Here is a 21,868-nt window from a genome sequence, read left to right on the forward strand (position 1 = left end):
GCCAGCGAACGGGTGTTTTTCCATGCAGTCGGCGGGACGCGGTCACTCGCCGCAACGATCTCGAACGGCGGCAAAGCCCAACACACCAACGCTTCCCTATGGAGTATTGCCTGCCTGATTTCGTATCAGTCACCTCGACCGGCGTCAGCGGTCAAAGCGGTTAGCCTGTAAAAGCCGTGCACCATCTTGGTGAATGGCGTGAGAAGGAAAAAAGCCAGTACGGATCCGAGATGGATCGACAGCAAGACCGGCATTCTTGCCGTTTGACCAAACGCGTATAGCGCCAGTCCGCTGAAACCGGTGAAACCCAGCAGCCCGACAAAAGCCACCTCTCCGCCGAAGGCGCAGGCAGCGCCCAACGTCCGGTCCGAGCGCAGCTTCAACCGGATCATCTCAAAGCACCCCACCACCAGCAACAGCCCGCCGGAAAGACTCAGCAGTTTCGGCAAGGACACCAGCCCATAAGGCGCAGGCATGTCGAACATGTAGTGCATCACGGTTGCGACGCTGGTGGCGGCAAAGCAGAGCAGGAAGCCATACATGACTGCCTGTGAACCGCGCGCCGGGCGTGGGTGAACCGATCCTCGACCTCGAAATTGCATCCGTCGCCGTGCCCGCCCTTGAGGTTCTTCATGTTCGCGGCCTGACGGACCGCGGCGACCAGATGCGCGGGCCGGAACGGACCGGCACCGATGTGACGCCAATAGCGGCGCAGGCTGACCGCGATGCTGACCAGCGGGAACAGGAAGGTTGGCAGGAAGATCGCGACCATCGCGTTGTGCGACAGCACGGCATAGAACCCTTCGCCCCCGGCAGCGCTCAGGGCGCGGGCCGTCCAGAACAACAAGGCAAAGCCGATGACGGTGGCGAAGGCGATCAGCACGCCGTTCTTCTGAAAGGCTTTCCCGGCGGCGCGGGGGAAGGCGAGCTCTTCCCAGCTGTCCTGACGGACATTCGCCAGCGCCTGCGGCAGGTTCAGATCGAACTCATGCGGCGCTGTGTATTGGCAGGCATAGTAGCAGCCCCGGCAGTTGTGGCAGAGGTTCGCCAATTGCGTCAGGTCGCCATCGCTGAACGCGCGCTCGGCATGCAGGGCGGGGAAGACGGAACAGTAGCCTTCGCAGTAGCGACAGGCATTGCAGATCTCGGCCTGACGACGGGCCTCTTGCAGCAGATCAGGTTGCATTTGCAAGGGCGGCAGCATCCTTGCCCACGATGCATCCAAAGACGGTTCCGATAGTCATGCCAAAGCAGGCAAGGTAGCCTTGGCCGAGGATCAACCCGGCCATGGTTTCGCCCGCCGCCCAGGGGTTGGTGACGGGGCGGCCCTCGATGGCGCATTGTGCGTGGTCGTCCACCTTCAGCCCCAGAAAGGTAAAGGTCACGCCGGTACGCAGCGAGTAGCCGTAGAACGGCGGTTCAGTGATCGGGCGCGCCCAGTTGGTCTTGGGCGGGTTGAGGCCGGTGGTCGTGACGCCGTCGAGCTCGGTGGAGTGAAAGTTCGCTGTGTCGCCGCAAGCGTTGTTGAACTCGTTCACCGTCTGCACCAACGCATCAGCGGGCAGGCCCATTTTGCCCGCCAGTTCCTCCAGCGTGTCCGCCCTGATCGACGGGAAGACGGACAGCATGAACAATTCCAGAGACTTGGCGTCGATGATGACATAGCCCACCTGATCGGGCTGTGCGGCGGCAAGGCGGCTCCAGATGGCATAGCGCTTGGGCCAGACGTCCTCGCCCTCGTCATAACACCGCTTGCCCATCTTTGTTGACCACGATGGAAAACGGCACGCAGTCCAGCCGTGTGACGATCCCGCCGTCGAACTTCGGCGCGCGCCCGTCGATGGCAACGGCGTGGCATTGCGTCGGGTCGCCCACCTGTTCAATGTCCTGCTCCAGCAGATCAGCCAGCACGACGCCGCGATTGTAGGGCCTGCCGCGGATCAGGAAGTTTTTCGCCGCTGGCCCCCATGCGCGGGCGAGCCAATCGGTGTCGGCCTGAAAACCGCCCGAGGTAACGACGACCGACTTCGGCGTGATCGTGTGTGTCTGGCCGTTCTGGGTATAGTCGATGCGGGTCACACGATCATCGTCCAGGTCCAGATGCGTGACGGCGGCCTCATATTCCACCTGCACCCCCAGCTTTTCAGCGGTGAGGCAATAGGCGTTCACAAGGCTCTTGCCGCCGCCAAGAAAGAAGGCATTCGTCCGCGCCAGCAACAGAGTCCCCGAAAGCGACGGCTGAAAGCGCACGCCGTGCTCTTCCATCCACGGCGGACACTCTTCCGATGTACGGATGGCAAGCCGTGCCAGCCCCTCGTCGGTCTTGCCGCCGGTGACCTTCATCAGGTCGGCGAGGTATTCCTCCGCGGTGTAGCTGTCTACAAGCGACCCGAGCGGGCCATGGTGCATGCAGCGAAAGTTGCGCGTGTGGCGCGAATTGCCGCCGCCGATGATTGCGATGTCGGGAGAGGTCACAGCAGGTCTCCGTCGAAGTTGGGGGTTTTGTGGCTGCCGGCGCGCAGATCGCGCACCCGCACCCGTTGGGCCGCCTTGATATGCGCACGCATGGCGGCTTCGGCGAGCGACCCGTCTCGCGCCTTGATCGCGTCGAGCACGCCGAAATGTTCCTCGACCGCCTTTTGGGCGCGATCCGGTTCGGTCAGCGTCGTCGGACCAAGGGTCATCAACGCCTTTTGCAGTGCGTTTGTTGATTTCCGCTGAGAAGTGCCCCGGTATTTTCACCGAGGTTTGACCCACCTTTTTTTATGTCTCAGCGGTCATGTTGTGGTCAATGCAGGCGTCTCCTTTCGCTTTTTCTTTGCGGCTTCTGAACTGGCCTTGAAGCGGTAGCTGTCGTTGCCGGTTTCCAGGATGTGGCAGCGGTGTGTGAGCCGGTCGAGGAGCGCCGTGGTCATCTTGGCATCGCCGAAGACCTGGGCCCATTCTGAGAAGCTTAGATTGGTGGTGATGATCACGCTGGTGCGCTCTTAGAGCTTGCTGAGGAGGTGGAACAGAAGGGCGCCGCCGGATGAACTGAACCGCAAGTAGCCGAGTTCGTCGAGGATGACCAAATCGATCTTGGTCAGCATCTCGGCCAATTTGCCGGCCTTTCCGAGCGCCTTTTCCTGCTCCGGGGCATTAACGAGTTCCACCGTCGAGTAGAAGCGCACCTTGCATTTGTGATGCTCGACGACCTGAACGCCAAGGGCGGTTGCAATGTGGCTTTTGCCCGTGCCAGGGCCACCGATCAGGACGACGTTTTCCGCGTTCTCCATGAAGGTGCCGCAGTGCAGCTGACGGACGGTGGCTTCGTTGATCTCACTTGATTTGAAGTCAAAGCCTGCGAGGTCCTTGTAGGACGGGAAGCGCGCCACTTTGGTTTGGTAGGCAATGGACCGAACTTCCCGTTCGGCCATTTCCGCCTTGAGACGTTGGGACAACGTCGGCGTGGCTGCTTCGAACGCCGGTGCGCCTGGGCCACCAGATCATCGACGGCCTGTGCCATGTCGCACCAAAGGTGCGCATAGAATGATGCACGCATTTGGCGTGACGCAGCTTCAGGCTGCGGAGCATGATCACGATCGAGGCGCCCGCAGGATCATGACGCCCCGTTTCATTGATCGGCACACCTCCGGTGTGACGCGCTTCTCCCCAGCCTGTCTCAGATCATCATAGCGATCGACAGTGGCCTTCGGCGCCGTATCCAGGGCCAGAGCGTCTGGTGAGTCGACCGCTAGGTGATCTGTCTGCTGCTTGTCGATCAGCCTATGTAGCAAGTTCAGGACATGCGTCTTGGTTGGCACGCCTTCTTCCAGCGCCAGTTCTAGAGCACACAGAACGGCGTCTTCGTCGTGCTGCAAAACCAAGGACAGGATGTCGACTATTTCCCTGTCGCCGCCTTCCTTGCGCAACATATGATCCTGCAGACGGCGGAAGGCTTCGGGCATCTCTGTAAACGGTGCGCCATTGCGCAGAGCCCCGGGTTTGCGTTGGATGACAGCAAGATAATGACGCCAATCATAGATGACCCTGCCTGGTTTGTGATGTGACCGCTCGATGATCCGGGCATGGGTGCAAACGGCTTGGCCTTCCGCAACGATAACCAGCCGTTCGGGATAGACATGCAGACTGATACGGCGGTTCGCGAAGCTGGCCGGGACGCTGTAGCGATTGCGCTCGAAGGTGATCAGGCAGGTCGGTGACACCCGTTTGCCGTGCTCCACAAACCCATCGAAAGCCGAGGGCGTTGCCATCAGCGTCGGCTTCTCAGCTTCCCACACGTCGGCAATCGTGCCCGGCAGATCCCGGTGGTTTGTCTCGGCCCACAAGGCGATACAGCGATCTTCCAGCCTCTGATTGAGCTCGGCCAGATCGTTGAAGACAGGCATGACCTGCCAGAGGCGATTGCGCGCATCCTGGACGTTCTTCTCGACCTGGCCGCCGCCATTGTCGTTCGGACCAATGGTACAAAAATGGCTTGCCCCATCCCGCCGCCGGGTTGCAGAACTCAGGCTCAAAGACGTAGTGGCTGGCCATGGATTTGAAACGGGCATTGACGTCGCGATGCTTGCCTTTGCCAACACGATTAACGCCGGTCTTCATGTTGTCATATATGCCCCGCCCCGGAACGCCACCGAATACGCGGAAGGCATGCCAGTGGGCATCGAACAACATCTCATGGGTTTGCAGCGGGTAAGCCCGCACAAGGAACGCACGGCTGTGTGACAGCTTGAGATGAGCGACCTGCAACTTGGTCCGCTCGCCACCGATATTGGCCCAGTCTTCGCTCCAGTCGAACTGAAACGCTTCGCCGGGCTGAAACACCAGAGGAACGTAGGTGCCGCGCCCGGTCGTTTGCTCCGCCCGGTGCCGATCGGCACGCCAGGCGCGGGCATAGGCTGCCACGCGCCCGTAGGAGCCGTCGTGAGCTTCACCAGATCAGAATGCATCTGGGTCACAGTCCGCCGCTCTTTGCGGGGCTTGCGCGTCCACACCAGCAACCAGGCAGACAGACGATCCGCGTATGGATCAAGTTTGCTCGGCCGGGATGGCGTCTTGAACTTCGGCTCGACCACCCCTTCGCGCAGATACTTTGCTGATGGTGTTGCGAGAGAGGCCCGTGCGCCGAGAAATCTCGCGGATTGGCATTTTGTCACGCAATGCCCAGCGTCGGATAACACTCAAAAAGCCCATGTCGATCACTCGATATCTCCCCGACCAAATCCGTCAGGGCAACGTGTTCACATGGGTCAATTCTCAGTGAAAATCTGGGAGGCTACCGGCTCACTTCTCTGCAGAAATCAACAGACACACTTCCACCGGTTTCGGGACAGACTTCACCTCCCAAGATGCAGGCCATTCCCAGGGTATCGATTTCATTGCGCGAATCTGGCCGATTCAGGCCCACGGGACAAACTTTATCAAGTTCTTCAATAACGAACTCTGCACCGGCAGCCATCGGCGGCCGGTGCATTCATTGTTCTGGAAATGTCTTAATGACTCCGTGAGCCTGCCCAAGACGCGCCTTGTTTGGGCTCCAGAGTGTTTCCCAGATGTTAATGACGGGAGGCCAAGATGGCGCGTCTCAAGAGCTATATCCTAGGCGGTGTCACGCTGGTCTGCGCGTTGGCGATCGGCTACATCATGCAATACGGCTTTGCCGTTCCCGACTCCACGACGGCCAGCGGGACAACAGACGCCGTCGAAGTCACGGACATTACCCTGACCTCATCCGGGCTTGGCACGCCAAATCCACCGATCATGGGACTGCGCGGCGACGACGCGCCGCAGCCGCCTGCGCGGAGCGAGCCCGTCATGATCCGCAGTGAACCAGACCCCATGGCATTGGCTGCTGTGGGAACCGTCGACACCGTCGTGACCCGGCAGGCGCAGCAGGCCGTGTCCGAACCTGAAATTGGCTTTGCTTGTGACACCTCCATGGACGCGACGACCACCGCCGGCGCCATGGTCTCCCTCCGTCTCGACGCCACGTGCCACGCCTCCGAGCGGGTCACGATCCACCATCAGGGCATGATGTTTACCGAGGTCATGCAGCCTGACGGCATCCTGAACATCACCGTTCCGGCTCTGACGGAAAACGCTCTGTTCATCGCGTCCTTCACGAACGGTGAAGGGGCAACCGCCTCCGCCGTGGTCAATTCGTTGCCGTTCTATGATCGCATCGCGGTGCAGTGGAAGGGTGAAACTGGTCTGCAACTGCATGCCCGCGAATTTGATGCCGACTACTTCACCAGCGGCCATATCTGGTCCGGCGCGGCCGGTGATTTGGCGGCTGCGGCAGCGGGCGAAAGCGGGTTCCTTGTTCGCCTCGGTCAATCCGACGCTCCGGAGGCGCTTATCGCCGAGGTCTACACGTTCCCGAGCGGCACCGCAAAAAAGTCTGGCGATGTGACGCTTTCGGTTGAGGCCGAAGTTACGAACGGCAACTGCTCCAGGCAGATTGAGGCGCAAACTCTTGATCTTCGCGCCGGTGGCACATTGCGTGTGGGCGACTTGACCTTGGAAATCCCCGAGTGTGACAGTGTAGGCGACTTTCTGGTGTTGAAAAATATTCTCGCAGACCTGAAAGTCGCGGCACGCTAAGCCAAGGCAGACAGGTCTCTCATGCGATATCTCTGTGCGGCGGTTCTCGCCGCACTTTTCCTTTTTTCAGGCATGGTTACACATGCTGCGGCGCAGGACATAACTCTGAGATCCCGTGATGGCGGGGTTGAACTGACCGGCACGCTCCTGGGCTTTGACGGCGAGTTCTACCGCCTGCGGACGCAATATGGCGAGTTGACGGTCGACAGCTCAGGCGTGCTTTGTGAAGGCGTCGGGTGTCCATCGCTCATCGATTTTGTCGCAGAGGTGTCCGTGTCCGGCTCCGCGACGATGGGTTCGGTTCTGATGCCCGCGCTCCTCGAAGCTTTTGCCCTGCGCCACGGCCTGTCTACGCAGCGCGAAGCGACCGGCGAGGAAACATTCACTTATCATCTGCGCGACGCCACATCCGGCAAGTCGGTGGGCCGTTTCTACTTCCACCTGACCAACACCGACACCGGCTTTGCGGACTTGCTGAGCGACAACGCCGACATCGTCATGGCTCTGCGGGAAATCCGGCGCAGCGAAGTATCCCAGGCCCGGGAGGCCGGTCTCGGCGATCTTTTGAAGCCGAACCGAAGCCGGGTCCTGGCGCTCGATGCCATGGTGCCAATCGTAGCGCCCGGCAATCCGGTGGACGCCATTTCCCCGACTGAGCTGTCGCGCATGCTGTCCGGCGCATTGGACAACTGGCAAACCCTTGGTGGACCTGACGCCCCCATCACTGTGCACCTGCGCGATGTGGGCTCGGGACTGTCGCAGGGTGTCGAGGACCGCTTGGTCAAGCCAGTCAGGGCCTCCATGAACGCCCAGATCATGCGGCACATGACCAACGCCGCGCTCGCTGAAGCAGTCGAAGGCGACCCTTTCGGCATTGGCCTCGCGAGTTTTTCCGAAACCGGCAATGCCAAACCTCTTGTGCTGACCGGCCCCTGCGGCTTCCAGCTCCGCGCGGCGCGGCGCAGTATCAAGACAGAGGATTTCCCGCTCACGGCGCCAATGTTCCTGTACCTGCCCGCCCGTCGCCTGCCAGTACTGGCGCGGGAGTTTATCGCTTTTACCCAATCCACCGCAGCGCAAATTGTCATTCGCCGGGCCGGGTTCATTGATCAGGCGCCCGAAGAGGTGCCGATTGATTTGCAAGGCGACCGCTTCAACAATGCGATTCTCGTGACAGACGGCCCTGCCGGCCTCGAAGAGTTGCAGCGCATGACCCGGACTCTGTCCGGCATGCGACGATTGACCTTGTCTTTTCGGTTCGAAGCAGGCTCCTCGCGGCTGGACGCGCAATCGCGCTCCAACGTTCAGCAGTTGGCCAGCGCACTGGAGGCCGGGGCCTACGATGGGCGCAGATTGCTCTTTGCCGGGTTTTCGGACGGGCAAGGACCGGCGGATGGGAACCTCCGCATCGCGAAAACGCGCGCCGAAACCGTCCGTCGGGCCGTGCTCGACGCAGCCGAAACCGCAGACACCAGCCGCGTCGTCATTCAGAATGATGGCTTTGGCGAAGCCATGCCCATGGCCTGTGACGACAGTTCCTGGGGACGTCAGGTCAATCGGCGGGTCGAGGTTTGGCTTCAATGAGCGCACGCCACCCGATGGGGAAACAAAAAAGGCGGCGCAAAAGCACCGCCTTTCCAAAGTCATGAAACCGGACTCAGCCCTTCATCGAATCCCAGAAGTTTTTGACCGAGCTGAAAAAGCTTGAAGCCTCCGGGTTATTGTCCTCGCTCAGGTTTTCGAATTCGCGGAGCAACTCTTTCTGACGAGAGGTCAGATTGACGGGCGTTTCCACCGCCAGTTCGATGAACATATCGCCATGGGCCCCACCGCGCAGCGCGGGCATACCCTTGCCACGCAGACGCATCTGCCGTCCGGACTGGCTGCCTGCGGGGATTTTGACCCGGCTTCGCCCGCCGTCGATGGTTGGCACTTCGATATCACCACCCAGCGCGGCTGAGGTCATTGATACCGGAACGCGGCAATGCAGTTCCGATCCCTCCCGTTCAAAGATCTTGTGCTGCTCCACCTCGATAAAGATGTACAGATCGCCAGGCGGTCCGCCTCGCATGCCTGCTTCTCCCTCACCGGCGAGGCGAATCCGCGTGCCAGTCTCAACCCCGGCCGGGATATTCACCGAAAGAGCGCGGTCCTTGTGGACACGGCCATTGCCGCCGCACTTGCCACACGGGTTCTTGATAATCTGACCAAGCCCCGAACAGGTCGGACAGCTGCGTTCGACCGTGAAAAACCCTTGCGTCGCGCGGACCTTGCCCATTCCCGAGCAGGTTGGACAGGTCGTTGGTTCAGCTCCCCCTTCGGAGCCCGAACCATTACATTCGCCACATTGCACCGACGTCGGCACATTGATCGTTTTCTGCAGACCGTTATAGGCCTCTTCCAGCGTCACACGCAGATTATAGCGCAGGTCCGCCCCGCGTGCGGCGCGCTGCCGGCCACCCTGACGGCCCCCCATGAAGTCGCCGAAGAGGTCGTCGAACACGTCGGAGAAAGCGCTGGCGAAGTCACCATTGCCGCCCATGCCGCCGGGACGTTGCCCCCCGCCCATACCGCCTTCAAAGGCCGCGTGGCCAAAGCGATCATAGGCCGCCTTCTTTTCGGCGTCCTTGAGAACTTCATAGGCCTCGTTGGCTTCTTTGAATTTTGCTTCTGCGCCCGGGTTGTCGGCGTTGCGGTCCGGGTGAAGCTCTTTTGCCTTCGTCCGGTAGGCTTTCTTGATTTCATCGGCCGATGCGCCCTTGGAGATCCCGAGCACATCGTAAAAGTCACGTTTGGACATGATCTGCCCTCCTTATCCCAAAACAGAGGAGGGCCGGCCCGGTGTCCGGACCGGCCCCCCTTTCTGTTTCGAAGGCGATGGCCTTAGGCCCGCTTGTTGTCGTCGAGATCTTCGAAGTCGGCGTCGACGATGTCGTCGTCGCTCGGACCAGCTGCTTGGTCGGCTGCAGAAGGTTCATCGGAGCCTCCCTCGTCAGCCTGCGCCTTGTAGATCGCCTCGCCGAGACGCATCGCAACTTCGGTGACGTTCTGGATGCCGGACTTCAGCTTGTCAGCCGTGGTATCATCCTTCTCCAGCTCGTCTTTCAACGCTGCAACAGCCAACTCGATAGCTTCGACGGTCGACGGGTCGACCTTGTCGCCATGATCTTCGACAGACTTCTCGGTCGAGTGGATGAGGCTTTCCGCCTGGTTGCGCGCCTCGACCAGTTCCTTGCGCTCCTTGTCGGCCTCGGCGTTCTCTTCCGCCTCGCGAACCATCTTCTCGATGTCGTCGTCCGACAGGCCGCCCGACGCCTGGATCGTGATCTGCTGCTCCTTGCCGGTTGCCTTGTCCTTTGCGCCGACCGATACGATGCCGTTGGCGTCGATGTCGAAGGTCACTTCGATCTGCGGCATGCCGCGCGGGGCCGGCGGGATGTCCTCAAGGTTGAACTGGCCGAGCATCTTGTTGTCGGCAGCCATCTCGCGCTCGCCTTGGAAGACGCGGATCGTCACGGCCGACTGATTGTCCTCGGCGGTCGAGAAGACCTGGGACTTTTTGGTCGGGATTGTGGTGTTCCGGTCGATCAGGCGGGTGAACACGCCACCCAGCGTTTCGATACCAAGCGAAAGCGGCGTCACGTCGAGCAGGACCACGTCCTTGACGTCACCTTGCAGAACGCCGGCCTGAATGGCGGCACCCATAGCAACCACTTCGTCCGGGTTCACACCTTTGTGCGGCTCCTTGCCGAAGAACTTGGTCACCTCTTCGATGACACGCGGCATCCGGGTCATACCACCCACCAGCACGACTTCGTCGATGTCGGAGGTGGAAAGACCTGCATCCTTCAGAGCCGCCTGACAGGGCTTGATCGAGTTCTTGATCAGATCCCCGACAAGGCTTTCCAGCTTGGCGCGGGTCAGCTTCATCACGAGGTGAAGCGGCTGGCCATTGGAGCCCATCGAGATGAACGGCTGGTTGATCTCGGTCTGGCTCGACGAGGACAGTTCGATCTTGGCCTTTTCTGCTGCTTCCTTCAGACGCTGCAGAGCCATCTTGTCTTTGGTCAGATCGACACCGTTGGTCTTTTTGAACTCGTCCGCGAGGTAGTTGACGATCCGCATGTCGAAATCTTCACCACCGAGGAACGTATCGCCGTTGGTGGATTTGACTTCGAACAGTCCATCATCGATTTCGAGGATGGTGACGTCGAACGTGCCGCCGCCGAGGTCATAGACCGCGATGGTACGTGTTTCTTTCTTGTCGAGGCCATAAGCCAACGCAGCCGCGGTCGGCTCGTTGATGATGCGCAGCACTTCAAGGCCAGCGATCTTGCCGGCGTCCTTTGTGGCTTGGCGCTGTGCGTCGTTGAAATACGCCGGAACGGTGATGACAGCCTGCGTCACCTCTTCACCGAGATAGGACTCGGCAGTTTCTTTCATCTTTCCGAGGATGAAGGCGGAGATCTGCGACGGGGAATATTTCTCACCGCGAGCACGCACCCACGCATCGCCATTGCCGCCGTCGATCACTTCGAACGGCATGTTCTTGCGATCTTTGGCAAGATTCTCATCGTCGTTGCGACGGCCGATAAGGCGCTTCACACCGAAGACGGTGTTTTCCGGGTTGGTCACAGCCTGGCGCTTGGCCGGCTGACCCACGAGACGCTCGTCTTCTGCGAAGGCGACGATCGAGGGTGTGGTGCGTGCGCCTTCGGAGTTTTCGATGACGCGGGCGCTGCTGCCATCCATGATAGCAACGCAGGAGTTGGTGGTGCCGAGGTCGATACCGATCACTTTGGCCATTTTCGATCCCTTTCTATATTCAAGGCGATATCGCGAGACGTCGGACCCGTTACGGCATCCTGTCCCGCATTTCAAAGCCTCCGGGTTTACCCCGAAAGCGGCTTCGAAGGGTATATAAGGAGGGGTTCTCTGCCCTGCAAGCACCGCACAGGGGGCAATTGTCCGGAAAATAGCAACTCTTGCACAACAAATGTGAGGACGCATGGTCGATGAGCTGAATATCAAAGGGTTTCGCCTGTTTCCCGGCCACCTGGATCGCCAGGCCCAGGAGGTCATGGTCGCGGATCTGCGCGGGGTTCTTGCACAGGCACCGCTGTATCGTCCGGTGACCCCGCGCGGCAAAGCCATGTCGGTACGGATGAGCGCCGCAGGACAGTTCGGATGGGTCACGGACCGGCGCGGCTACCGGTATGAACCCCGACATCCGGACGGAATGAACTGGCCACCGATCCCGGCGTCGATTCGGTCCGTCTGGACCGCGCTGGCAGGTTGCGCGCGCATGCCGGAATGTTGCTTGATCAACTGGTACGGCGAAGACGCCCGCATGGGGCTGCATCAGGATAAGGACGAGGCGGATTTTACCGCACCGGTGCTGTCCATCTCACTAGGCGACGACGGATTGTTTCGCATGGGCGGCGTGGAACGCGGCGGCAAGACCGCCTCGCATTGGCTGAGATCTGGTGACGTGGTGGTGATGGGCGGCGAGGCGCGGCTCGCGCATCACGGCGTCGACCGAATCCGCTTCGGCTCCTCATCGCTGCTGCCCAACGGCGGGCGAATTAACGTGACCCTGCGCGTGGTAACCTGAGATTACTGTCCGACACCCAGAGTACAGCACCCACTGTAGACCTGTGTTTCGCTCGAATCCTGGCTTACCAGTGTGACCGAGAGTCCATACTCGCGGTCCGACATCCCGTCGGAGCAGATTTCTGGCGTGATGACGGCTGTCATGGTCCGCCCGTCACCCTCTCCCTTCATTGCATACGGCCAGCGCATGCCAGAGGCCGGGATCCATGATCCGGCGGAAACACCCCAGCTTTGCTCTGGACCCGCGAACTCGGCCGTCGCCCCTTCCGTCACTTCAAGTCTCCAGAACGGCTCCGTGCCGCCGCAGGACAGGCTGCCATACTCCGGCAAGAACCCGCCGGGCATGGCTTCGAGAAACCGCATGGCGACCCATCCGGCCTGTTCACCGCTGATGATGACACCCCATCGCCCGGTATCATCCGTTCGCATGACCTCCACCCCGGTCTGGAACGGGTCCAGCGTGCCTATGATTTCGCCTCCGGCGGAGGGCGCATTGCGGACGTTCAGCACGTCATCGGCCGCAACCCCGGTCACCGCATGCAGTGCGGGCCATTCCTCGGCGGCGGCCACCGACGGAAGCAGGAAAACGAGGATCAAGAGACGGACCATGGCGCACCCCGGTGATGAAGGATGCTGTCACCCTACAGAGCCCCGGCACCCGACCAAAGTCCTTAATGCCTTACCGCCGGGCATTCCAGCTGGCGGAGGCATGCTTGCGCGTAAAGAACTCACCCATCAAGCCAATCATGATCAGCACCAGCGACACATAAAGCGCATATTCCCAGTCGGAGTTGCGCGGGTTGTAGTTGACGAAGGCGTAGCCTCTCGACTGATCAATCGTGTGAAACAGCGGGTTCCAGTCGAACATCGCCAGCACGTAGCCTGGCATGGCGTTGGCAACGAACATCTTTCCCGAGGCGATCATGTTGGCGCGCTGGTAAACCGTGGAGATGATGCTGACCGGGGTCGGGAACCACGGCTTGGCCGCCAGGATGACCATGCCGATCGCCGCACCGGAAAACCACGACAGCAAGATCATGGCGATACAGCCGATCGGATCGTGAATTTCCTGCATAACAAAAGGGTTGAACGCCACATCGTAGACGAACAGAATTGCGATGAGCGACAGGACCTGCACGTAAAGCGTGCTGAGCATCGCGGCGGCAATGGCGATGGCCGTGTTCATTGGCGCGTGCTGCATCATCGGGCTTGCCGGACCTTCGGAGGCCGCAACCGCGCCCATGGTCTTGGAATGCGTCATGTAGAGAAAAACGCCGGTCATGATGTAAATCATGAAATCCCCACGCAGGGCCGTACCGCGCAGACCAAGGATCTGAAACATGAAAAAGAATGCCAGCACGAAAATGATCGACTGAAGCATGTTCATAAGGATGGCCAGAACGGCATTTCCATGCGTCTTGCGCACGGCACGCACCGAGTTGTGGTAAATCAGCTCGCTGATATAGATCGCAGAGCCCAGTCGGGATCTTGGCTTGGTAACCTGAAACATGCGCTCACTGCTCCGATGCGACGCTGGCCTGCCGACTTCTTGCCGTTCTTTTCAGGAGGCACCATAAGGCTTGGGAGTCTTCAAATCAATTAATCCGCACATCCGTGCGAAAGGAGTACCGAGGTGAACTATTCCCAACTGGTCCAGGTCATGCGGCGGCTCGCGCTCGAAGCGGGCGACAAGATTATGGAAATCTACAATTCGGACGACTTCGAGGTGAAGGTCAAATCGGATTCCAGCCCGGTCACCGAAGCCGATGAGGCGGCGGACGCGCTGATTTCAGCAGGCCTGCGCGCGGCGTTCCCCGATGTCGCGCTGGTGACCGAGGAGCAGGCCGACAGCCACGACACGGAGGCGATGACATTCCTGATCGTCGATCCGCTGGACGGCACCAAGGAATTCATCAACCGGCGCGGCGATTTCACGGTGAACATTGCCCTCGTCGAAGACGGCGTACCGACGCGCGGCGTCGTTTATGCTCCGGCGCGCGGCCGCATGTTTTACACCGATGCCACCGGACAGGCCGTCGAAGAGGCAGGGCCATTCACTCCTGAAACCCCGGGCGAGACCAAACCGATCCACGTCTCCGAACCGAACAACGATGCGCTGATGGTCGTGGCCTCCAAATCCCACCGCGATCAAGCAACCGATGATTACATCGGCAAATACGCCGTCAAGGACATGAAGAGTGCCGGCTCCTCCTTGAAGTTCTGCCTTATCGCCACGGGCGAAGCCGACATCTATCCGCGCGTCGGCCGCACCATGGAGTGGGACACCGCCGCTGGCCACGCGGTTCTTCACGGGGCGGGCGGCCACGTGGTCCGGTTCGATGACCACAGCGCTCTGGCCTACGGAAAACCGGGTTTCGCCAATCCATTCTTCATCGCTTATGCCCCCGGCGTGGAATTGAAAGACGCCTGAAATGCACACCTTGCCCGTCAGCGTCATCTTGGTCAGCCGTGCGAGACCACAGGCGCTGGCGCGCTGCCTGCTTGGGCTGTCGCAGCTCGATTATCCCAATTTCGAAGTTGTGGTGGTCGCCTGCCCGGCAGGCATTGCAGCCGCACAACAGGTTGACCAGGCTGAGCATCTCAAACGTGTCGCGTTCGACGAGGCGAACATCTCGGCGGCCCGCAACGCCGGCATCACGGAGGCAGCGGGCGAGATCGTTGCCTTCATAGACGATGATGCAGTGCCCGAACCGCTTTGGCTGCACCATCTTGTTGCCCCGTTCGATCAGCCAGAGGTCGCCGCCAGCGGCGGATATGTCATTGGCCGCAATGGCATTTCCTTTCAATGGAAAGCCCGCATGGTGGACGAGACCGGTGAAGCCACGGAGATTGTCCTGGACGGGGACGCCCCGACCGCGCCCACCGCCGACCTCGGCAAGGCGATCAAGACAGAAGGCACCAATATGGCCGTGCGCCGGTCCGTGCTTGCCGGGATCGGCGGCTTCGATCCCGGTTTTCGCTTCTATCTTGATGAAACGGACCTGAACATGCGCCTTGCGCAAGCGGGCAAGCAAACGGTCATCGTACCGCTGGCGCAAGTACACCACGGCTTTGCCGAAAGCGATCGGCGACACGCCGACCGCAGCCCGCGCGATCTGACCGAAATCGGGGCGTCCAAGATGCTCTTCCTGCGCAAACACACCCCTGAAAAAGCGCGCAAAGCGGCATGGGAAGCCTTTCGCAAGGCCCAGCGCCTGCGCCTGTTGCGGCTGATGCAGAGCGGGCCGTTCGGGGCGGATGACGTCTGGCGCCTCATGCGGGGGCTGGACCGGGGCGCAAAGGATGGCGCGCAGCGACCGGTGGGACCGTTGCCGCCCCTGGCGGAGGCAGAGACGGCTTTTCGTCCTTTTCCCGGCCGACCGGATGCCCCGCGCTTGGCGATTGCGGGACGGATTTGGCAAGCGGGCAAACTGCGGGCAAAGGCAGAAATCAGCGTCCGGAAAGGCGCGGTAACGAGCCTTTTCCTATTCTCGCCAACCGCCCGATTCCATCGCGTTGCGTTTAGCGAGACTGGCGTTTGGGAGCAAACCGGGGGGCTGTTCGGACGCAGCGACCGCCACACAAGTTTTGTCAGAGTCACGCGGTTTTCACGCCGCTTGAAGGAAGAAATCCGCCGAATTTCGCAGGTTCGTGGCAATTTCACTCAACAATCGCACAAAAATTGAACACCTTGTCGGTCAGAATTCGCCAAACTGGTCCGTGTGCCCTATCATACAATGTAAACCTCTATAGTGCTTGTGCAGCAAACATGCGATAAGCCAGACAACTGTTTAGATCAGGAGCTAATTTGATGCGTAAAAAGGTGACGAAAGCGATCTTCCCCGTGGCCGGTATGGGAACGCGTTTTCTTCCAGCAACCAAGTCTGTTCCGAAAGAGATCATGACCTTGGTGGATCGCCCTCTCGTTCAATACGCAATCGACGAGGCCCGCGCCGCAGGCATCAAGGAATTCATCTTTGTCACATCGCGTGGCAAGGGCGCACTGGAAGATTACTTCGACCACGCCCCTCAGCTGGAACAGGAGCTTCGGAAGAAAGGCAAGGACCAGCTCCTTGAGGTTCTCAAGTCCACCAACATGGATTCCGGCGAGATCGCCTATATTCGCCAGCACAAGGCCCTTGGCCTTGGTCACGCGGTCTGGTGTGCCCGGCGCCTGGTGCACAACGAACCCTTTGCCGTCATCCTGCCGGACGATGTGATCGCCGCGGAGAAGCCTTGCCTGCAGCAGATGGTCGAAGCCTATGAGGAAACCGGTGGCAGCATGGTTGCCGCCATGGAAGTGCCCGAGGAAAAGACATCCGCCTACGGCATTCTTGACGTGAAGGAAGACATGGGCTCCATGGTTTCCGTCAACAGCATGGTCGAAAAGCCCGAGGCAGGTAAAGCACCGTCCAACCTCGCGGTCATCGGCCGTTACATCCTCTCTCCCAATATCTTCAAACACCTGAACAAGCTCAAATCCGGTGCGGGCGGCGAGATCCAGCTGACCGATGCCATTGCACAAGAGTTGGAGCCAGAGGGAGACGGCGTATACGGCTACCGCTTCCGCGGACAACGGTTTGATTGCGGCTCCAAGGCGGGCTTTCTGCAGGCGACTGTTGCCTTTGGCCTGGCGCGAGAAGAGTTGCGCGATGATCTCGAAGCCTATCTTCACGAGATCATGGCCGCAAAGAAGGCAGCGGAATAACGCAAGTGTCCAATGTACTTGTGACCGGCGGTGCCGGCTACATCGGAAGCCACGCCTGCAAAGCGCTCAGGCAGGCGGGCTTTACCCCCATAACCTATGACAACCTCGTCACCGGCTGGCAGGATGCCGTGAAATTTGGTCCCTTTGAGAAGGGGGACCTGACCGACCGCGCCCGTCTCGATGAGGTCTTTGCGATTTACCAGCCCGTCGCAGTGATGCATTTCGCCGCGCTGAGCCAGGTCGGTGAGGCCATGGCAAAACCTGGCCTGTACTGGCGTAACAACGTCGAAGGATCGCTGACCCTGATTGAGGCCGCCGTTGCCGCCGGTGTCATGGACTTCGTGTTTTCCTCCACCTGCGCCACCTATGGCGAGCATGACAATGTCGTGCTGGACGAGCAAACCGCCCAGGTTCCGCTGAATGCCTATGGCGCGTCCAAACGTGCGGTCGAGGATATTCTGCGCGACTTCGAAGCGGCGCATGGCCTGCGACATGTGATCTTTCGGTATTTCAACGTAGCGGGCGGCGATCCAGATGGCGACGTCGGCGAGCATCATCGCCCCGAAACCCACCTGATCCCGGTCATGCTGGAAGCCATCGACGGCAAGCGGCCCGCGCTGACGATCCACGGCACCGATTACGATACGCCGGACGGGACCTGTATCCGCGATTACGTCCACGTTTGCGATCTGGTCGATGCGCATGTTCTCGGGCTGAAATGGCTGAGGGACGAGCGGGGTAGCCGGGTGTTCAACCTCGGCACCGGCAAGGGGTTTTCCGTGCGTGAAGTCATCGACGCTTCGCGCTCCGTGACCAACCGCGAAGTGCCTTTCTCCGAAGGGCCGCGCCGTGCCGGCGATGCGACCAAACTTGTTTCCGGGTCGAGCCGCGCCGAGGCCGAACTTGGATGGACGCCGACGCGATCGACGATGGAACAGATGATCCGCGACGCCTGGCAGTGGCACCTCAATGGACATTACGAGTCGTGACGCACCCGCTGCGCGGCTGCTGGACCTGACCCGTCTGGTCCGCCGCGCAGGACGGCCCTTCACCGGGGTGGATCGGGTCGAATTTGCCTACCTCGATCACCTCCTGACGCTGGAGACCCCGCTTTTTGGTCTGGTGCGCAGCGCTTTCGGTTTCATTCTTCTGGACCGCGCGGGATGTGCTGCACTGCACACGAGCCTGATCAATACGAAGTTCGGCCCGCCGGACCTGCTGTCCCGTTTGAAGTCCGGGCTGCATCCCGACCGCGCCCGCGCGGAGGCCGATTTGCGACGGCTGTGCCGCGCCCGTTGCCTGCCGATACGGCTTGGCCAGATGCTGCGAATGCATCTGCCCGCGCGAACGCATTATATCAATGTCGGCCATTCAAACCTGACCGCGCGCGTCATCTCCGCAGTGCAAGCCCTGACGGACAGCCGTATTGCCGTCATGGTCCACGATACCATCCCGCTCGACCATCCCGACTATCAGCGGCCGGAGACGACCGCCGCTTTCAAGGGATTTCTGGACCGCGCCGTTGCCGTGGCGGATGTGATCCTCTGCAATTCCGAGCAGACGAAGACCGACGTGCTGCGGCATGCGGCAACGCACCAGCCGCGCTGCCTTGTTTCCCACCTGGGGATCCCGCCTCCGCAACCCGGTCCGCCCCCGACCGGGCCCTGGGATGGGCATCCATATTTCATGTGCATCGGCACCATAGAGCCACGCAAGAACCACGCCCTGCTGCTTGATGTGTGGCCCCGAATCCCGGACGCGCATCTGATCCTGTGCGGTGGCAGAGGTTGGAGAAATGAGGCCGTGTTTGCACGCCTCGACGCCCATCCCGACCGCATTCACGAACGCCCCGGCCTCGACGACGCGGCCATGTTCGGACTGTTGAAGCACTCGAACGGTCTGCTGTTTCCCAGCCATTCAGAGGGATATGGCCTGCCCCCGATCGAGGCCGCAGCGCTTGGCGTTCCGATCCTGTGCAACGATCTGCCAATCTACAGGGAAGTGCTTGGAAATATTCCCGTTTACGCAACAAGCGCGGACAGCTATCTTTGGGCGCAAGAAATTACGCGGATGGCAACATCGGATCCGGCGAACATCGGCAGCACAACTGACCATGCAAACGGCTGGAAGCCGCCGACATGGGACGCGCATTTCAAGACCGTGTTAACGATGATCTGATAGCCGGTCAGCATTCAAGAGCCGCCAGAGCGGCCTTCTGAGGGGCACAGAATTGGGCGCTTTGCGGTCTTACAGACTTCGGTTACAGCGAAAACGCTGGCGCATTCGTGCCTTCCGAAAACGGCGTGAGCTCAACCCTGTCACCAACAACACGGCCCGTATCAAACCTACCGACCTCCTGGTTTTCTGCACTCAACGAAACGAAGGTGTGCGCCTGCCCTATTTTCTCAAGTTCTACCGGGACATGGGCGTGAACCACTTCTTTTTCGTCGACAACGACAGCACGGACGGGTCGCTGAACTACCTGTCGCAACAGGAGGATGTCTCCGTCTGGTCCACCCGCGCCAGTTACAAGCGCGCGCGCTTTGGTGTCGATTGGATGAACTGGCTCTTGATGAAATACGGCCACGGGCATTGGTGCCTGACGGTCGATCCCGATGAGCTGTTCCTCTACCCGTTCTGCGACACGCGCTCACTGCGGGCCTTGACCGACTGGCTGGACGCATCGTCGATCAAATCCTTCTCCGCCATGCTCCTCGACATGTACCCCAAGGGGCGGATAGATCAACAACCCTATGCGCCCGGCCAGGACCCTCTTGAAATCGCATCATGGTTCGATGCCGGCAATTATTCCATCACCAAGAACCCGAATTTCGGCAATCTTTGGATTCAGGGCGGCCCGCGCGCACGTGTGTTTTTTGCCGACGCGCCCGAACTCGCCCCGGCCCTCAACAAGATTCCCCTGGTCAAATGGGACCGGCGCTATGCCTATGTCTCATCCACGCACAACCTGCTGCCCCGCGGTCTCAACCTCGTCTACGACGAGTGGGGCGGCGAGAAGGCAAGCGGCATCCTTCTGCACACCAAGTTTCTCGACACCTTCACGGCCAAAGCCGAAGAAGAGCTGACCCGGGGGCAGCATTACGGCGCATCGCGCGAGTATCTCGCCTATGCGGAGCAGATAAAGGACAACCCGGAATTGTGGTGCAAATGGTCAGAGAAATACATCAACTGGCGACAGCTTGAGATTCTCGGCCTGATGTCCAAGGGCAACTGGGCATGACCGTCGGGATCGTCATGCTGGTCCACACGGCGCTGGATCGTGCCGCACAAACCGCACGGCACTGGTCTCGCGGTGGATGCCCGGTGGTCATCCACGTCGACAAGATCGTGCCAAAGTCACGGTATGACCGGCTGGTCAAGGATCTGTCCGATCTACCGGACGTGCTCTTTTGTAAACGGCATCGCTGCGAATGGGGAACCTGGGGGTTGGTTGCAGCCAGTCAGGATGCCTCCGAGCGTCTGCTCGACCGTTTCGAAGAGGTGCGCCACGTGTACCTTTCGTCCGGCTCCTGCCTGCCGCTGCGTCCCGTTCACGAACTGTGCCACTACCTCCGCGAGCGCCCGCGCACGGATTTCATCGAGAGCGCCACAACCTCCGATGTGCCCTGGACCGTCGGCGGGCTGGATCAGGAGCGCTTCACCCTGCACTTCCCGTTTTCGTGGCGAAAAAACCGTTACCTCTTTGATAAATTCGTGGACTTGCAGCGCGCACTCCGCTTCGAACGTGCGATCCCGGAGGGCGTCGTGCCACATATGGGATCGCAGTGGTGGTGCCTGACCCGACAAACGCTCTCCGCCATCCTGCAAGACCCGGCACGCCCCCAGCACGACGCATACTTCAAGCGCGTCTGGATCCCTGACGAGAGCTATTTTCAGACCCTCGCCCGCCTCTATTCGACACAGATCGAGAGCCGCTCGCTGACCCTGTCAAAGTTCGATTTCCAAGGAAAGCCGCATATTTTCTACGACGATCACCTGCAATTGTTGCGCAGGTCCGATTGCTTTGTGGCTCGCAAGATCTGGCCACATGCGGATCGCCTTTATCAGGCGTTTCTGACCGATCCTGACCGCGCCATGTCCCGGCAGGAGCCAAGCCCGGGAAAGATCGACCGGATTTTCGCCAAGGCCGTCGAGCGCCGGACGCGCGGGCGGTCCGGGCTTTTCATGCAGAGCCGCTACCCCAATATTGGCTGGGAAAATGGCATAACTGCCGGAAAATATTCTGTGTTTCATGGGTTTTCTGAACTTTTTCAGGACTTTGGGCCATGGCTCAGCCGGGCAACCGGCGCACAGGTGCACGGACATCTGTTCGGACCGGAGCGCGCCGAATTCGCCAATGGACAGACGGTGATCAACGGCGCGCTGCCCGACAATGCCAAACTGCGTGACGCCAACCCCAAAGCCTTCCTGACCAACCTGCTCTGGAACACCCGCGGTGAGCGGCAGTGTTTCCAATACGGCCCCGGCGACAACCCCAAGATAAATTGGCATATGGCGCGGGATCCCAACGCTCAGATCAGCGTCATCTCCGGCGCCTGGGCGGTCCCCTTGTTCAAGTCCAATGCGAATTTTGCCGAACTGCGTGCCGAAGCCGCCCGCCTTCAGAAGATCGAGAGCACGATGCTCGACGAGCTGCGCAGCCCGGACGTCAAGGCGCGGGTCCGCGTCTGGACGATGGCGGAGTTTATCGAGGCGCCCATGGAGCCGCTGCAGATCCTGATCGACGAGATCGGGCAGAAACCGCTGCGCCGCCTCGCCGAAGCCCCCCGGCTTGAAGACCTCTCGGGTTTCGGGCAATTCTTGCAGAACCTCAAGAACCAGGGCATGCACCCGTACCTCATGGGTGATTTTCCGGTTGACCCCGCGCCATATCATGGTCGTGATCAGTCTCGAAAACCCTATCTGATCAAAAAGTAAGGTCTC

The 21,868-nt window shown here is 60.3% G+C and carries 15 protein-coding genes and 4 pseudogenes; 10 read left to right on the top strand and 9 right to left on the bottom strand.

Annotation, left to right across the window (positions count from 1 at the left end):
* Positions 1 to 125: 125 nt before the first annotated feature.
* From tcuB to istA, 5 genes and pseudogenes are all read right to left on the bottom strand, one after another.
* Positions 126 to 1,204 (bottom strand): annotated as a pseudogene (gene tcuB, locus ACN2XU_RS24220) (tricarballylate utilization 4Fe-4S protein TcuB).
* Positions 1,176 to 2,445 (bottom strand): annotated as a pseudogene (tcuA, locus tag ACN2XU_RS23050) (FAD-dependent tricarballylate dehydrogenase TcuA); the annotation flags it as partial. The pseudogenes tcuB and tcuA, both read right to left, overlap by 29 nt.
* Before the next feature lie 26 nt (positions 2,446 to 2,471).
* A complete protein-coding gene (locus ACN2XU_RS23055) occupies positions 2,472 to 2,699 on the bottom strand; it encodes an FCD domain-containing protein (protein WP_419412730.1) in 228 nt (75 codons plus the stop codon).
* A gap of 78 nt (positions 2,700 to 2,777) precedes the next feature.
* Positions 2,778 to 3,573: pseudogene (gene istB, locus ACN2XU_RS23060) on the bottom strand (IS21-like element helper ATPase IstB).
* 2 nt (positions 3,574 to 3,575) lie between these two features.
* Positions 3,576 to 5,193 (bottom strand): annotated as a pseudogene (istA, locus tag ACN2XU_RS23065) (IS21 family transposase).
* Positions 5,194 to 5,574: 381 nt separating this feature from the next.
* On the opposite strand from istA, the gene ACN2XU_RS23070 reads away from it, so the two are divergent.
* Positions 5,575 to 6,603 (top strand): translocase, encoded by a 1,029-nt coding sequence (locus ACN2XU_RS23070; RefSeq protein WP_419412706.1) that lies wholly within the window; start codon positions 5,575 to 5,577, stop codon positions 6,601 to 6,603.
* Positions 6,604 to 6,624: 21 nt separating this feature from the next.
* Positions 6,625 to 8,187, top strand: a complete 1,563-nt coding sequence (locus ACN2XU_RS23075) for a phosphate ABC transporter substrate-binding/OmpA family protein (RefSeq protein ID WP_419412707.1) — start codon at positions 6,625 to 6,627, stop codon at positions 8,185 to 8,187.
* A gap of 73 nt (positions 8,188 to 8,260) precedes the next feature.
* On the opposite strand, the gene dnaJ is transcribed toward ACN2XU_RS23075, so the two are convergent.
* A complete protein-coding gene (gene dnaJ, locus ACN2XU_RS23080) occupies positions 8,261 to 9,403 on the bottom strand; it encodes a molecular chaperone DnaJ (RefSeq protein WP_419412708.1) in 1,143 nt (380 codons plus the stop codon).
* Between the two features lie 83 nt (positions 9,404 to 9,486).
* The gene (gene dnaK, locus ACN2XU_RS23085) at positions 9,487 to 11,409 is read right to left on the bottom strand and encodes a molecular chaperone DnaK (protein WP_419412731.1); all 1,923 of its coding nucleotides are present in this window, start codon (positions 11,407 to 11,409) and stop codon (positions 9,487 to 9,489) included.
* Between the two features lie 202 nt (positions 11,410 to 11,611).
* On the opposite strand from dnaK, the gene ACN2XU_RS23090 reads away from it, so the two are divergent.
* Positions 11,612 to 12,217 (top strand): alpha-ketoglutarate-dependent dioxygenase AlkB family protein, encoded by a 606-nt coding sequence (locus ACN2XU_RS23090; RefSeq protein WP_419412709.1) that lies wholly within the window; start codon positions 11,612 to 11,614, stop codon positions 12,215 to 12,217.
* A gap of 2 nt (positions 12,218 to 12,219) precedes the next feature.
* Here the strand turns inward: ACN2XU_RS23090 and ACN2XU_RS23095 are convergent, their stop codons facing one another.
* The gene (locus ACN2XU_RS23095) at positions 12,220 to 12,825 is read right to left on the bottom strand and encodes a COG3650 family protein (protein ID WP_419412710.1); all 606 of its coding nucleotides are present in this window, start codon (positions 12,823 to 12,825) and stop codon (positions 12,220 to 12,222) included.
* A gap of 70 nt (positions 12,826 to 12,895) precedes the next feature.
* The gene (locus ACN2XU_RS23100; RefSeq protein WP_419412711.1) at positions 12,896 to 13,726 is read right to left on the bottom strand and encodes an ABC transporter permease; all 831 of its coding nucleotides are present in this window, start codon (positions 13,724 to 13,726) and stop codon (positions 12,896 to 12,898) included.
* Positions 13,727 to 13,849: 123 nt separating this feature from the next.
* Between ACN2XU_RS23100 and cysQ the strand changes: the two genes are divergently transcribed.
* From cysQ to ACN2XU_RS23135, 7 genes are all read left to right on the top strand, one after another.
* Complete coding sequence (gene cysQ / locus ACN2XU_RS23105) at positions 13,850 to 14,647, top strand: 3'(2'),5'-bisphosphate nucleotidase CysQ (RefSeq protein WP_419412712.1); 798 nt, start codon at positions 13,850 to 13,852, stop codon at positions 14,645 to 14,647.
* Position 14,648: 1 nt separating this feature from the next.
* Positions 14,649 to 15,902 carry a glycosyltransferase family 2 protein gene (locus tag ACN2XU_RS23110; protein WP_419412713.1) on the top strand — a complete coding sequence of 418 codons (1,254 nt, stop codon included), beginning with the start codon at positions 14,649 to 14,651 and terminating at the stop codon, positions 15,900 to 15,902.
* Between the two features lie 125 nt (positions 15,903 to 16,027).
* On the top strand, positions 16,028 to 16,924 hold the full coding sequence (gene galU, locus ACN2XU_RS23115; RefSeq protein ID WP_419412714.1) for a UTP--glucose-1-phosphate uridylyltransferase GalU: 897 nt from the start codon (positions 16,028 to 16,030) through the stop codon (positions 16,922 to 16,924).
* 5 nt (positions 16,925 to 16,929) lie between these two features.
* Complete coding sequence (galE, locus tag ACN2XU_RS23120) at positions 16,930 to 17,913, top strand: UDP-glucose 4-epimerase GalE (protein WP_419412715.1); 984 nt, start codon at positions 16,930 to 16,932, stop codon at positions 17,911 to 17,913.
* On the top strand, positions 17,894 to 19,102 hold the full coding sequence (locus ACN2XU_RS23125; protein ID WP_419412716.1) for a glycosyltransferase family 4 protein: 1,209 nt from the start codon (positions 17,894 to 17,896) through the stop codon (positions 19,100 to 19,102). The genes galE and ACN2XU_RS23125 overlap by 20 nt, the downstream gene beginning before the upstream one ends.
* Positions 19,103 to 19,154: 52 nt before the next feature.
* Positions 19,155 to 20,165 carry a glycosyltransferase family 2 protein gene (locus tag ACN2XU_RS23130; RefSeq protein WP_419412717.1) on the top strand — a complete coding sequence of 337 codons (1,011 nt, stop codon included), beginning with the start codon at positions 19,155 to 19,157 and terminating at the stop codon, positions 20,163 to 20,165.
* A complete protein-coding gene (locus tag ACN2XU_RS23135) occupies positions 20,162 to 21,862 on the top strand; it encodes a DUF5927 domain-containing protein (protein ID WP_419412718.1) in 1,701 nt (566 codons plus the stop codon). The genes ACN2XU_RS23130 and ACN2XU_RS23135 overlap by 4 nt, the downstream gene beginning before the upstream one ends.
* Positions 21,863 to 21,868: the final 6 nt, after the last annotated feature.

The sequence above is a fragment of the Pacificoceanicola niger genome (genome assembly GCF_048553275.1).
Lineage (GTDB): Bacteria > Pseudomonadota > Alphaproteobacteria > Rhodobacterales > Rhodobacteraceae > Pacificoceanicola.

Excerpts from the sequence above, each read along its gene's own strand:
- ACN2XU_RS23070 (WP_419412706.1), top strand. The coding sequence starts at position 5,575 with ATGGCGCGTCTCAAGAGCTATATCCTAGGCGGTGTCACGCTGGTCTGC.
- ACN2XU_RS23075 (WP_419412707.1), top strand. The coding sequence starts at position 6,625 with ATGCGATATCTCTGTGCGGCGGTTCTCGCCGCACTTTTCCTTTTTTCA.
- dnaJ (WP_419412708.1), bottom strand. The coding sequence starts at position 9,403 with ATGTCCAAACGTGACTTTTACGATGTGCTCGGGATCTCCAAGGGCGCA.
- dnaK (WP_419412731.1), bottom strand. The coding sequence starts at position 11,409 with ATGGCCAAAGTGATCGGTATCGACCTCGGCACCACCAACTCCTGCGTT.
- ACN2XU_RS23090 (WP_419412709.1), top strand. The coding sequence starts at position 11,612 with ATGGTCGATGAGCTGAATATCAAAGGGTTTCGCCTGTTTCCCGGCCAC.
- ACN2XU_RS23095 (WP_419412710.1), bottom strand. The coding sequence starts at position 12,825 with ATGGTCCGTCTCTTGATCCTCGTTTTCCTGCTTCCGTCGGTGGCCGCC.
- ACN2XU_RS23100 (WP_419412711.1), bottom strand. The coding sequence starts at position 13,726 with ATGTTTCAGGTTACCAAGCCAAGATCCCGACTGGGCTCTGCGATCTAT.
- ACN2XU_RS23110 (WP_419412713.1), top strand. The coding sequence starts at position 14,649 with ATGCACACCTTGCCCGTCAGCGTCATCTTGGTCAGCCGTGCGAGACCA.
- galU (WP_419412714.1), top strand. The coding sequence starts at position 16,028 with ATGCGTAAAAAGGTGACGAAAGCGATCTTCCCCGTGGCCGGTATGGGA.
- ACN2XU_RS23125 (WP_419412716.1), top strand. The coding sequence starts at position 17,894 with ATGGACATTACGAGTCGTGACGCACCCGCTGCGCGGCTGCTGGACCTG.
- ACN2XU_RS23135 (WP_419412718.1), top strand. The coding sequence starts at position 20,162 with ATGACCGTCGGGATCGTCATGCTGGTCCACACGGCGCTGGATCGTGCC.